The following is a 15967-nucleotide window of genomic DNA, read 5'->3' on the forward strand; positions in this document are numbered from 1 at the left end:
TGTTACTCATCCGGGTTAAGGCGACGACGGCTGATGATACGCAGCAGACGCCACAGCACCCACGCCAGCAACACCACGCTGACGGCGGCCAGGATAGCCAGCAGAACCGGATGGTTAGCCAGCGCATACCATAGACGCTCGAACCACGGCAGATGGCCCACGTAGTACACATCGCCCACGCGCAGGCTATTGACCCCAGACTCGCGGATCACCGCCACCGAACCATACATCGCGGCACGTTTGCCGCTGTCGTTCATCGCGCTGTTGAGTAACGCATACCCACGCGGGCTGTCCGCCAGGAGCGCCACTACGCTACGCTGCTCGTTGTAAGGTGACTGGAAGCCAACCACCGCGGCCATTGGCCCCTGAGACGTAACGGTTGTCTGCACGCTGGCCTGACGATCGTTGATATCCGGCATAATGCTCGGGAACTCGGTCTGACGCAGTGGCGTGTTAACCCAGGACTGCGCTGCTTTGACCAGCAGATCGATACGCTTGTCATCCTTCAGCTTATCCGGGATGTTACCGATCACCATGATGTCCGCGTCTTTGTTCTGGATCTGGCTACCATCGTCAGTCAACGTGACATTAATTGCCGGTAATCCGGTCTGCGCACCCACGGACGCCATAGTGTCCAGCAGGGTCGTCACCTGGCCCTCATTTGGCGCTTTTGGCATGACGACAATGGATTCAGAGAGGTCGGCCATACGGCTGAACGGGAAGCTGGCATTGGCAAATGCACGCAGGTCCGGCATGGCAAGGAAGTGATAATACTTCGAGAAGTCGATGGTTGACTCATCACCAATCACAACGTGGTTCTGTACTTGCTGGAAGGTGATGCAGTTATCCACTGAGCCGCCGGGCATCGGGTTCATGTACTGGAAATCAAAGCGCAGCTGGTTGATCGCCCCAAGCTTCAGCGCCGGAATAGAGACGTCCGTTTTCCCGTCCAGCAGCCCCTGCAACACCGGCAGACGGAGCATCAGTCGGTTAGTATCCTGCGTGCTTGTCAGACTGAAAGATTGCAGGAACTGGTTGTTCAGGCTGATATCCATGCGTGAACTGTCTTTGGTTGCCGGCGCGGTGTAACGGTAGCTCAGATTGATATCAATACCGTTGGTGCGCAGCAGGTACAGGTCTGGCGGCAGATTCAGTGACAGACTAATCGGGGCTGGCTCAAGCCCCGTCGCCTGCAGCTGTTCTTCATACGTTTTCAGTTCGCCAAACGTGACGGCTCGGTCAGTACGCACCCAGTTTGGTGCATCATAAGGTTTACGCGGCAGCAGCGGTTTAACCTCATCCACCACCACGCTGTTTCCACGGAACAGAACGTTACCCTGGGCAATGCCCTTGGCCGCCTGCACCAGGTCTTTATCATCACGCCCGAAGACCACCAGCAGCTTCACGTACGGGTTATCCGGGTGGCTCATCATCTCAATGGTCGGCGCGTTTACGTCCGGGTGATCGCGCAGGAAGGCAGGACGTTTCGCGTTGGTCGCAAACACGATCGCGTTTCTGTCCGGCATTTTGTCGTACATCACCGGGAAGTTCTGCCCGCGCCAGCCAGAACGTGAACCAAACCACGATGCCACAATGGTGGCCGCCAGCTGCTCGGTGACGTCCGGAGACGCCGCAAATACCATTGGCAGCACTAACTGACGATTATCACGCGGATCAAAGAACGGAACCGGGAACGACGAGAGGTCGTTTTTCAGCGCCAGCGACTGGTAGGTCATCTGCAGCGAAGAGTTGCGTCCTACGTCTACCCACAGGGTATTGCTGGCAGGGTTCTCACAGACGTCACGGTAGTGACCGACAAACTCCAGACGTATGCGGTTAAAGTCGGTGATGAAAAGAGGGTTAATCGGCACCTGGGCCTGTGTTTTCTTACCCAGTTGCTCTTTTGTGACGGGCAGGACGTCCATCAGCTCATCATTCAGGTAAACCTTCAGCTGAGACTGTACCGGCAACAGCGACGGTGATGGCGTGTATTCAAGGTTCAGCATGGCGTGAGAGACAACCTCATCGCTGCGCATACCGAACTCAATGCCGCCGTTAGGGTTAATACCGCGCAGCACCATGCTGCCCGGCGGCGGCGCAATCTGCGCAAAGCTCAGCTTCACGTCCCGTGACGGGGCATCTTCCGCGACAATAGGCGCGTTTGCTCCCTGTACGCCCGGCATCACCTGGCCGACGACATTGCTGTCTGCCGGCAGGGTGTTGCCGTCCGTAGGCTGGTTCGGAATGACGTTTTCCGTTTGACCGGGTGCCGCGGTGATAACCGGATCGGTCGCCTGGGCGACCACAGGTACCGTCGGAGCAGGCGTTGCCGCTGCGTTATCGGGTGCTGCGTTAGCCATCGTTGTGGGGAGCGCACTTACCCCCATTGCCACTGCACATAACCAGGAAAGTTTAGTTTTCATCGCGTTATCATCATTGTTGAGCCATAACCGGGTCCGCCTGCTTCGCCTCATCCCGCTCGGGACGACGAGGAACGAACGATACGATCCAGGAAACCAGCGAAGTAAGGGACCGGAAAATTAATTTCACCGACGACGGGGCAAATTCTGCAAGGTGACGATAGCCACGGAACCCCAGCTTCAGAATATCCAGCAGGCTTTCCAGAGGTTTATCTTCCGGGAAGCTGTCCTGCCAGAGAGCCCACGTGTCCGCGCGGGCAAACGTACACTGCACAAAATCAATATGTTGCTTTTTCGTCAGCGGCATCAGCTGCAGACCGACTTCATTACCGGCTACACGCACCACCTGCGTCGGGAAGACGTACTCCTGCTGGCCGCGCTTCAGCAGCAGGTTAACCTTCTGCCCTTCCAGCACCTTCGCCTGACCGTTGATTTTTATCCCCAGACCACCGTCTGAGAAGTCGTGCACGGTACAGGAGAAGAGGTGACCATCTTCACGGGCGATTGCCGCAGGCATGCAGATTTCCACGCGATGCGCACGGCGGACCTGTTTGCTCTCCACCGACACCGCAACCGCGCCGCCGAGGATAATCAGGTTGTAGAACACCCATGCCATACTCACGAACACGGTCAGGATCTCGTTTTCCGGGCCGTAGAAGTAGCGCCAGATACCAGCAATCACGCCCACGATATTCAGCAACACCAGGAAGATGTACGGCCGGGAGATGACCCAGTCGACATACTCTTCTTCCACCAGACCGCCTTTCGCGGTGACGTTGAATTTACCTTTATGCGGGTTGATCAGCGCCACCATCGTCGGCGGCGCGATGTACCAGGCCAGCACCGTTTCGTAGATTTCACTCCAGAACGAATGGCGGTATTTACCCTGAATCTTCGAGTTCGTCAGGCTCGCGTGGATCATGTGCGGCAGAACAAACAGCGCAATCATCAGCGCAGGCGCGTAGATGATATAGGCGTGAAGAAGCAGGAACGCCAGCGGCGCGGTCAGGAAGATGAGGCGAGGGATACCGGACAGGAAGTGGAACATGGCGTTGACGTAGCACAGACGCTGCGCGAGTTTCAGCCCCTTTCCAATCAGGGGGTTATCGAGACGGAAAATCTGCACCATGCCGCGCGCCCAGCGAATACGCTGGCCGATGTGCGCCGAGAGAGATTCCGTTGCCAGACCCGCGGCCTGCGGAATACGCATATACGCGGAGGTGTAGCCCCGACGGTGCAGGCGCAGCGAGGTATGCGCATCTTCGGTGACCGTTTCGACGGCAATTCCACCGATCTCATCCAGCGGTTTACGACGGATAACCGCACAGGAACCGCAGAAGAAGGTCGCATCCCACATGTCGTTCCCGTCCTGCACCAGGCCATAGAACAGCGTGCCTTCGTTAGGGGTCTTACGGAAACGGCCAAGGTTACGTTCAAACGGATCTGGCGAGAAGAAGTGGTGCGGCGTCTGCATCATCGCCAGCTCTTTCTCCTTCAGGAACCAGCCCATCGTCATCTGCAGGAACGAGCGCGTCGGCACGTGGTCGCAGTCAAAGATTGAGACAAACTCACCTTTGGCATACTTGAGGGCGTTGTTGATGTTCCCGGCCTTGGCGTGTTCATGCGTGGTACGGGCGATGTACTCGACACCCACCTCTTCCGCGAACTGGCGGAACGCCGGGCGGCCGCCGTCATCCAGGACCCAGATTTTGAGTTTATCTTTCGGCCAGTCGATACCCAGCGCGGCGTAAATCGTGTTTTTTACCACGCTCAGGTCTTCGTTGTAGGTCGGCACGAAGAGATCGACAGACGGCCATTGTGACGTGTCTTTTGGCAGCGGAACCGGCTGACGGTTGAGCGGCCAGATGACCTGGAAATACCCCAGCACCAGTACAACCCAGGCGTACGTTTCCGCAAACAGCAGAACCAGACCGCACACCAGGCTGACAGGGTCATCCCAGTTGAGCGTTGAGGTGTAACGCCACCAGATGTAGCGACAGGAGACGGTCAGTGACAGCACAATCAGCATCAGGGCGGAGAAGCGTCCCGGGATACGACGCACCAGCAATGCCACGCCCCACAGCAGGATCAGGAAGGTGAACTGCGCCAGAGGGTTAAAGGGCTGCGTAATACAGACCAGGGCCAGAATGAGCGAGAAAACGACGATTACGCCGAGTATAAAACGCCGCAAGCCCGGGTGCAGATGCCCGAGCTCTTTATGGTTATCCAGATGGCTGGTCTTGTCACCCACGCGGTCAGGCAAACTGTCCAGCCACTGATGATAGCGCTCACGTAAATGTTGCACGCGGGAAAAGCTGCGCCAGCGCGGCGCTTTGTTTTCTGAGCGGGACGACGTGGCCACCAGCCAGATAGCCTGAATGATATAACGCGCCGGGTCCAACGGTCGCGGGCGGTCGGGATGAATATGCGGATATAACTCACTGTGCTGCGCACGAATGCGCTGCCAGCGCGGGTGTTCAAGGGGAATGAACGTCCAGGCCAGAATCATCCAGAAGCAGCCGAGCGCGGCGCTGAATGCCGAAGCTCCGTGCCGGCGAAAATGCCGGTAATGTTCGCTCAGACGCGAACTGACCGGCGGGATGAGTAACCAGCTGGCGAGACGGCTCATACAGAACTCCCTGCAGGCTCTGCCCCTTTGGCAAAGTGCAGCAGACACCAGTTCGCCAGCGTCAGGATCTCTTCTGCCGCCAGGGAATCGCTGCGGTATTCACCGAGTGGCTGTTTGGAGGCCAGGCATTCCGCCATGCCCTCATCACGATGGATAACAATCGGCAGCAGACGGCGCTGGCTTTGCAGCCAAACCTGATACAGATCGTCCTGGATCTGGCTGCCAATACGTAAATCGTTAATCAGGATATGACCATTTTCAGGCAACCCTTGCTGATGCAGACGGATATGGCAATTCGCGTCGACGTTCACAATCGACAGCACGCGATCGCACTGCGCCATAAGCTGTCGGGTCAGCGTGCCGGCGCCGTGCGGTAGATCCAGAAGGATCCACTTATAATGGCCTTTTTCTTTCAGCTCCTGCAGCGCGACGGTGAACTGGGAAAACAGACGCTGATAGGCAGCTTCATTTTCACGCTCGGTAGTGGTCAATTGGCCAAAGGGCAGTACATCAAGCTGCGAGGTATAACGCATACCCGCATCGCGCCAGTCTTTATCATCAAGCAGCGCGCGAGCCCAACCCTCTGTACGCGTAAAGTCGACATTAAACGACATGCGCAGCAAATTATCGGCACAGGCGTCAATCACCAATACCGATTCACCTAAAAGCTGTAATGACCACGCCAGCGCCGCGGTAACGGATGTTGTACCTACTCCACCACGGACGCCCTGTAATCCTAGTATGGCCATCAATGGCTCCCTTATTGTTGTTGGGCAAATTCAGCTAATAGCGGCCAACGTTTAATAGCCGCGGCCAACTGTTCCCGCTGGGAAATGTCGGTGTAATCTATTTCAGGTAATGAAAACGCCTGCGTCAGCGCCAGAAAGTCGTTCTGGAATGTGTAACCCAGGGTTGAGTCGACTGGGGTGCCGGGTTCGTTATTATCCATTCTATTCCATCCCTTTGAGTAAAATCGCACAATCAGAAGTAGCGAGGCTTCCTGCCCTATCAAATTTCATTTACATGCTAAATCTGATGTTCTTTAATTTCAATGTTAGGTTTATTTCTACGCTTTCGCTAGTAAACTGAGATACAGAGAAATTAAACGAAAAGAGGGACACCGTGGACTCCATATTTTCTATTGGCATCCAGTCATTATGGGACGAATTGAGCCACATGCCAGTCGGAGGAGTCTGGTGGATTAATACGGATCGTAATGAAGATGCTATCAGTCTGGTAAACAAGACAATTGCCGCTCAGGGCAAGGATTCCCGCGTGGCCGTCGTGAGCATGGGCGAAGAGCCAAAGAAAATTATCACCCTTGAAAACGATCGCGGTCCGCAGACGGTGCGATTATTTTCCATGCCTGCGGAGGCCGATAGTCTATACTTTTTGTCCCGCGACATTCAGTGCTCTATTGATCCGGATCACTATCTGGTGATTCTGAAATGCTCAAATAACGCCCTGCAAAATATCCCTGCTGAAAAACTACTGCCCTGGCTGGAAAAAATCAATAAATGGGCAAAATTTCAAAATTGCACGCTATTGATAGTCAATCCTGGCAGTAATAATGACAAACTGTTTTCCCTTTTAATGGGCGAATATCGCTCCCTGTTTGGTCTGGCGAGTCTTCGGAACCAGGCAGACAGCTATCTCTACGATATTGCGTTCTGGTGTAATGAAAAAGGCGTAAGCGCCAGACAACAGCTCACCCTTAAACATATTGAGGGCGAATGGCACCTGGCGCAGCAGGAAGAAACCGTGGTGCAACCGCGCAGCGATGAAAAACGAATCCTGAGCCATATTGCCGTTTTAGAAGGGGCACCTGCGCTCTCGGAAAATTGGTCGTTGTTTGATTCTAACGAAGCGCTTTTTAATGAAGCTCGCACAACTCAGGCGGCAACCATTGTTTTTTCGCTCATGCAAAATAACCAGATTGAAACGCTGGCGCGACAGATCCACACCTTACGTCGCCAGCGCGGAAGCGCCTTAAAAATAGTGGTGCGCGAAAATAACACCAGCCTTCGCGCCACGGATGAGCGCCTGCTTCTGGGCTGCGGTGCCAATATGGTGATTCCGTGGAATGCGCCGTTATCACGCTGCCTGACGCTTCTCGAAAGCGTTCAGGGTCAGCAGTTCAACCGTCACGTACCGGAAGATATCTCCACCCTGCTCTCCATGACGCAGCCGATGAAGCTGCGTGGATACCAGAAATGGGATACCTTCTGCGACGCCGTCGGCAACATGATGAGCAACACGCTGCTTCCTGCAGACGGGAAAGGGGTGATGGTTGCCCTGCGCCCGGTACCGGGTATCCGCGTTGAACAGGCGCTCACCTTGTGCCGCCCGAACCGCACAGGAGACATCATGACCATCGGCGACAACCGCCTGGTGCTGTTCTTGTCTTTCTGCCGGATAAACGATCTTGATACCGCCCTTAACCATATCTTCCCCCTGCCAACCGGGGATATTTTCTCGAACCGTATGATCTGGTTCGAAGATAATTCTATCAGTGCAGAGCTGGTGCAGATGCGCGCCCTCGAGCCTGAACAATGGGCGAAACCGCTCACCGTGAAGAGCGATGCCAAACCGATTCTCAACGCCCGACATGACGGACACGTCTGGCGGCGAATACCGGAACCCCTTCGCCTGTTAACTGAGAATGGGGAGAACGCACCATCATGAATATCAGCGATATCATTCAACTGGTCGTATTCTGTGCGCTGATCTTTTTCCCGCTTGGCTACTATGCACGCCATTCCATACGCCGTATCCGCGATACGGCCAGAGTGCTGTTTGTAAAACCTCGCTATGTAAAACCAGCCGGAACACTGACACGGGCATCACACGTCAAGGCAGACCGAAAACATGACTAATTCTACCTATACCGCTTCGTCACCATCGCCGCTCTGGCAATACTGGCGCGGCCTTTCCGGCTGGAACTTCTACTTTCTGGTGAAGTTTGGTCTGCTGTGGGCAGGCTATCTGAATTTCCATCCCCTGCTCAACCTGGTGTTTATGGCTTTCCTGCTGATGCCTTTGCCCAATATCAGGCTGCATCGCTTGCGTCACTGGATTGCTATCCCTGTCGGCTTTGCTCTGTTCTGGCATGACACCTGGCTGCCGGGACCGGACAGCATTATGAGTCAGGGTTCGCAGGTGGCAGGGTTTAGCGCCAGCTATGTCCTTGACCTGACCGAGCGCTTTATTAACTGGCAAATGATAGGTGCCGTCTTTGTGCTGCTGGTGGCCTGGCTGTTCCTGTCACAATGGATCCGCGTCACGGTATTTGTCGTCGCCATTATGATCTGGCTGAACGTGCTGACGCTTGCAGGTCCAGACTTCTCCCTGTGGCCCGCGGGTCAACCCACGACCACGGTGACCACTACCGGGGGAAGTGCAGCGGCAACCGTCACGACGGCAGGTGATACGCCTGTGGTCGGCGATATCCCGACGCAGACCGCACCGCCGACGTCCACTAACCTGAACGCCTGGCTCTCCAGCTTCTATACCGCGGAAGATAAACGTCAGACCAAATTCCCGGAAGCCCTGCCGGCGGATGCTCAGCCGTTTGAGCTGCTGGTGATCAACATCTGTTCACTCTCCTGGGCTGACGTCGATGCCGCGGGTTTGATGTCTCACCCGCTGTGGTCCCATTTCGATATCCAGTTTAAAGACTTTAACTCTGCCACCTCGTACAGCGGCCCGGCGGCAATTCGCCTGCTTCGTGCAAGCTGCGGTCAGACATCGCATAAGAACCTGTATCAACCCGCCGGCAACCAGTGTTATCTGTTCGATAACCTCTCAAAACTGGGCTTCACGCAGCATCTGATGCTGGGACATAACGGCCAGTTCGGTAACTTCCTGAAAGAGGTACGCGAACAGGGTGGTATGCAGGCACAGCTGATGGATCAAACCGGACTGCCGGTCACTCTGCTGGGCTTTGACGGTTCACCTGTTTATGACGATACCGCCGTGCTGCAACGCTGGCTGAAGACCATCGAAAAAGACAGTAATCCGCGCAGTGCAACGTTCTACAACACGCTGCCGCTTCACGATGGTAACCACTTCCCTGGCGTGAGCAAAACGGCAGATTATAAAGTTCGTGCGCAGAAATTCTTCGATGAACTGGACGCGTTCTTTACGGAGCTGGATAAATCGGGCCGTAAAGTGATGGTGGTTGTGGTACCTGAACACGGCGCCGCGCTGAAAGGCGACAGAATGCAGGTGTCAGGTCTGCGTGATATCCCTAGCCCGTCTATTACCAACGTACCGGCAGGCATTAAATTCTTTGGTATGAAGGCACCTCATCAGGGCGCACCGATTGAGATCGCTCAGCCAACCAGCTATCTGGCCATTTCAGAACTGGTTGCCCGCGCGGTTGACGGCAAACTGTTTGTGGAAGACAGCGTGAACTGGGATCAACTCACCAGTAACCTGCCGCAAACTGCCGAAGTCTCTGAGAACGCGAACGCGGTTGTGATTCAGTATCAGAATAAACCGTACGTTCGCCTGAACGGTGGAGACTGGGTACCTTATCCGCAGTAAACCGCATTTCCCTCTCCCCCCAAGGGAGAGGGCTCACCCGTTCCGTTATGGCTGCTCAGCAAGCCATACAAGCATTTTCAGGCTTGCGGAGTAGTAATCATCCTTTGCAGTGATCTCGGGTTCTCCGGATGGCTGTCCCATCGTTAAATCACGTACCGCCAGCAGCCCCCCTTCCATCATGTAAGGCGCATATTCATTGGTCGTCACGTTTACCCATGCGGGAGTTTGTTCGCGGGGGAACTGACCGAACCAGGCTCGCCACGGCGTTAACAGCGGGCTCTTCTTATCAGACCAGGCCAGGTAAAGTGGAATGCGGATCGCGTCGTAGCTCATCCGTGGCGGCCAGGCTTTGGCCGGGGACAGCGTGCCCGTAGAGCCCAGTGAGACCCAGTCCGTGGGAAGTCTGGCTTTACCCGATCCCATTTTTGCCAGCAAGCGATGGCCATCCTGAATCAACTTGCCCCAGACCGGCGAATGGCTGCGGCTGGCAAAGGCCTGCCAGGCCGGGAAGACGAAATAAGAGGGGTTTAGCACGATCTCACCGTCGAGGGTAAACCCCTGAACGCCGGGCAGCATCACGCGGTAACCCGCATAACGGGTCACGGTGTGGCTAATGAGTGCTTTCGTTATCGCATCCGATGCGGCGCTGTACTGTTTGTCATGCCAGCGCGTATCCGCTTTCAACAGCGCCCAGGCAATCAGGACATCGCCATCGGCGGCGTTATTTTTGTCAGCAATCGGGTTGGACTCGGCAGGGTTATAACGCCAGTAAAACAGACCATTTTCTTTGTTCTTCAGCGTACTGTCAGTCCATTTCCAGAGCTTATCAAACGTGGTTTTATCGTCGTTAGCCACCGCCATCAGCATAGCGAAGCCCTGGCCTTCAGTATGCGAAACATTGCCGTTGCCGGTATCGACAATCCGCCCTTCCGGCGTAAAGAAGCGTGCTTTGTAACTCTCCCAGGCCTGGCCCGCCTGAGAGAGGGGGGAGAACAGTAAACTCATCATGACGGCCAGAGCGGCGCATGCGGGTTTTCGCATAATGGGTTATTCCGCGCTGCGCAGTGAAATCTCACCGCCCACCCAGGGTTTGATCACGCCATTCTGCTCCAGGAGCAACGCGCCCTGTGCGTCGATGCCGCGGGAAATACCGTAGATCTCTTTATCACCAATCAGCAATTTCACCGGACGGTTAATAAAGTTATCCAGCTTTTCCCAACGGGACAGGAAGGATGCCAGCCCCTCTTGTTCAAAGAGCGAAAGCGAACTGCGTAATTCTTTAATCATACGCACGGCAAGGGTGTTGCGATCGATGGTGATCCCCGCTTCCTGCAGGTTGGTCCACGCCTGATTCACCACGTCATTTTGTACATTGCGCATCACCATATTGAGGCCGGCACCAATGACAATTTGCGCCGCGTCGCCTGTTTTACCCGTTAATTCAACGAGAATACCGGCAAGTTTACGATCGTTCAGATAAAGATCGTTTGGCCATTTCACCCGCACCTTATCAGCGCCCAGATCGTGCAGCACTTCTGCCATCACAATCCCGATGACCAGACTCAGGCCAACAGCAGCAGCGGGCCCCTGCTCCAGACGCCAGTACATGGAGAGATAGAGGTTGGCACCAAATGGCGAAAACCACTTGCGGCCTCGACGGCCACGCCCGGCCTGCTGGTACTCGGCTACACAGGCATCCCCGGAGGATAATTCGCTGAGTCGATCCATAAGGTACTGGTTGGTCGAATCGATCACCGGCAAGACCGCAACATTGCCCTGCTCTACCTGGCTGCGGATCAGCTCTTCATTCAGCAGCTGAATCGGCTCCGGCAGGCTGTAGCCTTTTCCGGGTACCGTAAAGACATCGACACCCCAGTCGCGGAGGGTCTGGATATGCTTATTAATGGCGGCACGGCTCATGCCCAGGTGTTCACCCAGCTGCTCGCCGGAATGGAATTCACCGTCGGCAAGAATGCTTATCAGGGTTAAAGGGATAGTATTGTCCTTCACGCGATAACCTCCACGGCATTCACTTCACCCGTACGGCCAATGAAGCGGACCTCTGGCTCCAGCCAGACGTTAAATTTTTCGCCCACTTGCTGACGGACGTGATGGGCCAACCGGACAACATCCTCGCTGGTCGCATCGTTTTGATTAATCAGCACCAGAGCCTGCTGACGATGAACGGCCGCACCGCCCACGGAGGCGCCTTTTAACTGGCATTGATCGATAAGCCAGCCCGCGGCCAGCTTCACGCTACCATCCGCCTGTGGGTAATGGGGTGCGGCAGGCCAACCTGCAAGAAACGCTTGGGCGTTTTCGCTGCTGATAACCGGGTTTTTGAAGAAGCTTCCCGCATTTCCATTCACTTTAGGATCAGGAAGTTTGGTCGTGCGCATATGGCACACCGAGTCAAAAACGTCACGGGCAGTCGCCGTTTCGGGATCGAGACGCGTTAAATCACCGTAGGTCAGCACCGGCTGCCAGTTTTTTGACAGACGCAGGCCTACGGCGACAATCACGTAGCGATCCTGATATTCATGCTTGAAAATACTGTCACGGTAGCCAAAACGGCACTGTTCAGCGGTTAAACGCTGAGCCGCGCCGGTCGCCAGCTCAATACAATCGACGTATTCACAAACGTGTTTCAGTTCGATGCCATAGGCACCGATATTTTGAATGGGGGATGATCCGGCGCAGCCAGGGATAAGGGCAAGGTTTTCCAGTCCTGGCATCCCTTTGTCCAGGGTGTATTGCACCAGATGATGCCAGTTTTCACCGGCGCCAACGTGCAGATGCCAACTATCGGCGCGCTCTTCCACATCAATTCCCATGATGCGGTTAACGATCACCGTTCCCGCAAAATCATCGAGAAACAGGACATTACTTCCTTCGCCCAGAATCAGTACAGGTTCGTCTTGTTCTGTTGCGCTTTGCCAGGCATCCAGCAGCTGCTGTGCAGTATCGGCACGTACAATTTTATTAGCATTACGTTGAATGCCAAAGGTATTCCAGGGCTTAAGGGAGTGATTCATAGACGCTATCCTGAGACAAAAACCGGGATAGTTTACCGTATATACGGGGGGATAGGTGATTAGTTTAGAGCAACGAGGAAGGGATAAAAACGCAAAAAGGCCATCCTTTCGGATGGCCTCTTCACTTATTTGATGCCTGGCAGTTCCCTACTCTCACATGGGGAGACCCCACACTACCATCGGCGCTACGGCGTTTCACTTCTGAGTTCGGCATGGGGTCAGGTGGGACCACCGCGCTAAAGCCGCCAGGCAAATTCTGTAATCTGTATCAGCTGAAAATCGTCTCTCTCACGCCAAAACATCTTCGGCGTTGTAAGGTTAAGCCTCACGGTTCATTAGTATCGGTTAGCTCAACGCATCGCTGCGCTTACACACCCGACCTATCAACGTCGTAGTCTTCAACGTTCCTTCAGGAGACTTAAAGTCTCAGGGAGAACTCATCTCGGGGCAAGTTTCGTGCTTAGATGCTTTCAGCACTTATCTCTTCCGCATTTAGCTACCGGGCAGTGCCATTGGCATGACAACCCGAACACCAGTGATGCGTCCACTCCGGTCCTCTCGTACTAGGAGCAGCCCCCCTCAATTCTCCAGCGCCCACGGCAGATAGGGACCGAACTGTCTCACGACGTTCTAAACCCAGCTCGCGTACCACTTTAAATGGCGAACAGCCATACCCTTGGGACCTACTTCAGCCCCAGGATGTGATGAGCCGACATCGAGGTGCCAAACACCGCCGTCGATATGAACTCTTGGGCGGTATCAGCCTGTTATCCCCGGAGTACCTTTTATCCGTTGAGCGATGGCCCTTCCATTCAGAACCACCGGATCACTATGACCTGCTTTCGCACCTGCTCGAGCCGTCACTCTCGCAGTCAAGCTAGCTTATGCCATTGCACTAACCTCCTGATGTCCGACCAGGATTAGCTAACCTTCGTGCTCCTCCGTTACTCTTTGGGAGGAGACCGCCCCAGTCAAACTACCCACCAGACACTGTCCGCAACCCGGATTACGGGTCTACGTTAGAACACCAGCCATTAAAGGGTGGTATTTCAAGGTTGGCTCCACGCAGACTGGCGTCCACGCTTCAAAGCCTCCCACCTATCCTACACATCAAGGACCAGTGTTCAGTGTCAAGCTATAGTAAAGGTTCACGGGGTCTTTCCGTCTTGCCGCGGGTACACTGCATCTTCACAGCGAGTTCAATTTCACTGAGTCTCGGGTGGAGACAGCCTGGCCATCATTACGCCATTCGTGCAGGTCGGAACTTACCCGACAAGGAATTTCGCTACCTTAGGACCGTTATAGTTACGGCCGCCGTTTACCGGGGCTTCGATCAAGAGCTTCGCGTTACCGCTAACCCCATCAATTAACCTTCCGGCACCGGGCAGGCGTCACACCGTATACGTCCACTTTCGTGTTTGCACAGTGCTGTGTTTTTAATAAACAGTTGCAGCCAGCTGGTATCTTCGACTGATTTCAGCTCCACCCGCAGGGGCTTCACCTACATATCAGCGTGCCTTCTCCCGAAGTTACGGCACCATTTTGCCTAGTTCCTTCACCCGAGTTCTCTCAAGCGCCTTGGTATTCTCTACCTGACCACCTGTGTCGGTTTGGGGTACGATTTCGTGTTACCTGATGCTTAGAGGCTTTTCCTGGAAGCAGGGCATTTGTTACTTCAGCACCGTAGTGCCTCGTCATCACACCTCAGCGTTAATAAACGACCGGATTTACCTAATCGTTCCGCCTACATGCTTAAACCGGGACAACCGTCGCCCGGCTAACATAGCCTTCTCCGTCCCCCCTTCGCAGTAACACCAAGTACAGGAATATTAACCTGTTTCCCATCGACTACGCCTTTCGGCCTCGCCTTAGGGGTCGACTCACCCTGCCCCGATTAACGTTGGACAGGAACCCTTGGTCTTCCGGCGAGCGGGCTTTTCACCCGCTTTATCGTTACTTATGTCAGCATTCGCACTTCTGATACCTCCAGCACCCCTCACAGGACACCTTCAACGGCTTACAGAACGCTCCCCTACCCAACAACGCATAAGCGTCGCTGCCGCAGCTTCGGTGCATGGTTTAGCCCCGTTACATCTTCCGCGCAGGCCGACTCGACCAGTGAGCTATTACGCTTTCTTTAAATGATGGCTGCTTCTAAGCCAACATCCTGGCTGTCTGTGCCTTCCCACATCGTTTCCCACTTAACCATGACTTTGGGACCTTAGCTGGCGGTCTGGGTTGTTTCCCTCTTCACGACGGACGTTAGCACCCGCCGTGTGTCTCCCGTGATAACATTCTTCGGTATTCGTAGTTTGCATCGGGTTGGTAAGCCGGGATGGCCCCCTAGCCGAAACAGTGCTCTACCCCCGAAGATGAGTTCACGAGGCGCTACCTAAATAGCTTTCGGGGAGAACCAGCTATCTCCCGGTTTGATTGGCCTTTCACCCCCAGCCACAAGTCATCCGCTAATTTTTCAACATTAGTCGGTTCGGTCCTCCAGTTAGTGTTACCCAACCTTCAACCTGCCCATGGCTAGATCACCGGGTTTCGGGTCTATACCCTGCAACTTAACGCCCAGTTAAGACTCGGTTTCCCTTCGGCTCCCCTATACGGTTAACCTTGCTACAGAATATAAGTCGCTGACCCATTATACAAAAGGTACGCAGTCACCCCATAAAAGAGGCTCCCACTGCTTGTACGTACACGGTTTCAGGTTCTTTTTCACTCCCCTCGCCGGGGTTCTTTTCGCCTTTCCCTCACGGTACTGGTTCACTATCGGTCAGTCAGGAGTATTTAGCCTTGGAGGATGGTCCCCCCATATTCAGACAGGATACCACGTGTCCCGCCCTACTCTTCGAGTTCACAACCTGTGTGCTTTCGTGTACGGGACTGTCACCCTGTACCGTGCGACTTTCCAGACGCTTCCACTAACACACAAGCTGATTCAGACTCTGGGCTGCTCCCCGTTCGCTCGCCGCTACTGGGGGAATCTCGGTTGATTTCTTTTCCTCGGGGTACTTAGATGTTTCAGTTCCCCCGGTTCGCCTCGTTAACCTATGTATTCAGTTAACGATAGTGTGTCGGAACACACTGGGTTTCCCCATTCGGACATCGCCGGGTCAAAGGTTCATATCACCTCGCCGGCGCTTTTCGCAGATTAGCACGTCCTTCATCGCCTCTGACTGCCAGGGCATCCACCGTGTACGCTTAGTCGCTTAACCTCACAACCCGAAGATGTTTCTTTCGATTCATCACCGGTTTGCGAAAATTTGAGAGACTCGAACACACATTAACTGTGTGTCGTTTCAATTTTCAGCTTGATCCAGATTTTTAAA

Annotated in this window: 10 protein-coding genes and 2 rRNA genes; 3 read left to right on the forward strand and 9 right to left on the reverse strand. The window is 54.6% G+C overall.

The window, feature by feature from the left end; all coding sequences use genetic code 11:
- Positions 1-2: 2 nt before the first annotated feature.
- From bcsB to bcsR, 4 genes are read right to left on the reverse strand one after another with little or no spacing between them, the layout of a single operon-like run.
- Positions 3-2423 carry a cellulose biosynthesis cyclic di-GMP-binding regulatory protein BcsB gene (gene bcsB, locus HV340_RS21990; RefSeq protein ID WP_049021720.1) on the reverse strand — a complete coding sequence of 807 codons (2421 nt, stop codon included), beginning with the start codon at positions 2421-2423 and terminating at the stop codon, positions 3-5.
- Positions 2424-2433: 10 nt separating this feature from the next.
- Positions 2434-5049, reverse strand: a complete 2616-nt coding sequence (bcsA, locus tag HV340_RS21995; RefSeq protein WP_047742655.1) for a UDP-forming cellulose synthase catalytic subunit — start codon at positions 5047-5049, stop codon at positions 2434-2436.
- Entirely contained in the window at positions 5046-5798 is a 753-nt protein-coding gene (gene bcsQ, locus HV340_RS22000) for a cellulose biosynthesis protein BcsQ (RefSeq protein WP_025202798.1), read from the reverse strand. Before bcsQ ends, bcsA begins: the two co-directional genes overlap by 4 nt.
- Before the next feature lie 11 nt (positions 5799-5809).
- Positions 5810-5998, reverse strand: a complete 189-nt coding sequence (gene bcsR / locus HV340_RS22005) for a cellulose biosynthesis protein BcsR (protein WP_020884481.1) — start codon at positions 5996-5998, stop codon at positions 5810-5812.
- 173 nt (positions 5999-6171) lie between these two features.
- Here bcsR and bcsE point away from each other — a divergent pair, with 173 nt between their 5' ends.
- The 3 genes from bcsE to bcsG are packed head-to-tail and all read left to right on the forward strand — an operon-like array spanning position 6172 to position 9597.
- Positions 6172-7734 (forward strand): cellulose biosynthesis c-di-GMP-binding protein BcsE, encoded by a 1563-nt coding sequence (gene bcsE / locus HV340_RS22010; RefSeq protein ID WP_020884480.1) that lies wholly within the window; start codon positions 6172-6174, stop codon positions 7732-7734.
- Positions 7728-7925, forward strand: a complete 198-nt coding sequence (gene bcsF / locus HV340_RS22015) for a cellulose biosynthesis protein BcsF (protein ID WP_025202797.1) — start codon at positions 7728-7730, stop codon at positions 7923-7925. Before bcsE ends, bcsF begins: the two co-directional genes overlap by 7 nt.
- Complete coding sequence (gene bcsG, locus HV340_RS22020) at positions 7918-9597, forward strand: cellulose biosynthesis protein BcsG (protein ID WP_020884479.1); 1680 nt, start codon at positions 7918-7920, stop codon at positions 9595-9597. The genes bcsF and bcsG overlap by 8 nt, the downstream gene beginning before the upstream one ends.
- Before the next feature lie 45 nt (positions 9598-9642).
- On the opposite strand, the gene HV340_RS22025 is transcribed toward bcsG, so the two are convergent.
- The 5 genes from HV340_RS22025 to HV340_RS22045 all read right to left on the reverse strand — a co-directional run bounded on the left by HV340_RS22025 (position 9643) and on the right by HV340_RS22045 (position 15853).
- Positions 9643-10638 (reverse strand): glycosyl hydrolase family 8, encoded by a 996-nt coding sequence (locus HV340_RS22025; protein ID WP_040018274.1) that lies wholly within the window; start codon positions 10636-10638, stop codon positions 9643-9645.
- 6 nt (positions 10639-10644) lie between these two features.
- Positions 10645-11607: a bifunctional biotin--[acetyl-CoA-carboxylase] ligase/biotin operon repressor BirA gene (gene birA, locus HV340_RS22030; RefSeq protein WP_181216232.1), complete on the reverse strand. Its 963-nt coding sequence runs from the start codon at positions 11605-11607 to the stop codon at positions 10645-10647.
- The gene (gene murB / locus HV340_RS22035) at positions 11604-12632 is read right to left on the reverse strand and encodes a UDP-N-acetylmuramate dehydrogenase (RefSeq protein ID WP_014172099.1); all 1029 of its coding nucleotides are present in this window, start codon (positions 12630-12632) and stop codon (positions 11604-11606) included. The genes birA and murB overlap by 4 nt, the downstream gene beginning before the upstream one ends.
- A 134-nt stretch (positions 12633-12766) precedes the next feature.
- A 5S ribosomal RNA gene (gene rrf / locus HV340_RS22040) occupies positions 12767-12882 on the reverse strand.
- 64 nt (positions 12883-12946) lie between these two features.
- Positions 12947-15853 (reverse strand): 23S ribosomal RNA (locus HV340_RS22045).
- Positions 15854-15967 lie beyond the last annotated feature (114 nt).

This window comes from Enterobacter sp. RHBSTW-00975 (genome assembly GCF_013615235.1).
Taxonomy (GTDB): domain Bacteria; phylum Pseudomonadota; class Gammaproteobacteria; order Enterobacterales; family Enterobacteriaceae; genus Enterobacter; species Enterobacter ludwigii.

Excerpts from the sequence above, each read along its gene's own strand:
- bcsB (WP_049021720.1), bottom strand. The coding sequence starts at position 2,423 with ATGAAAACTAAACTTTCCTGGTTATGTGCAGTGGCAATGGGGGTAAGT.
- bcsA (WP_047742655.1), bottom strand. The coding sequence starts at position 5,049 with ATGAGCCGTCTCGCCAGCTGGTTACTCATCCCGCCGGTCAGTTCGCGT.
- bcsQ (WP_025202798.1), bottom strand. The coding sequence starts at position 5,798 with ATGGCCATACTAGGATTACAGGGCGTCCGTGGTGGAGTAGGTACAACA.
- bcsR (WP_020884481.1), bottom strand. The coding sequence starts at position 5,998 with ATGGATAATAACGAACCCGGCACCCCAGTCGACTCAACCCTGGGTTAC.
- bcsG (WP_020884479.1), top strand. The coding sequence starts at position 7,918 with ATGACTAATTCTACCTATACCGCTTCGTCACCATCGCCGCTCTGGCAA.
- HV340_RS22025 (WP_040018274.1), bottom strand. The coding sequence starts at position 10,638 with ATGCGAAAACCCGCATGCGCCGCTCTGGCCGTCATGATGAGTTTACTG.
- murB (WP_014172099.1), bottom strand. The coding sequence starts at position 12,632 with ATGAATCACTCCCTTAAGCCCTGGAATACCTTTGGCATTCAACGTAAT.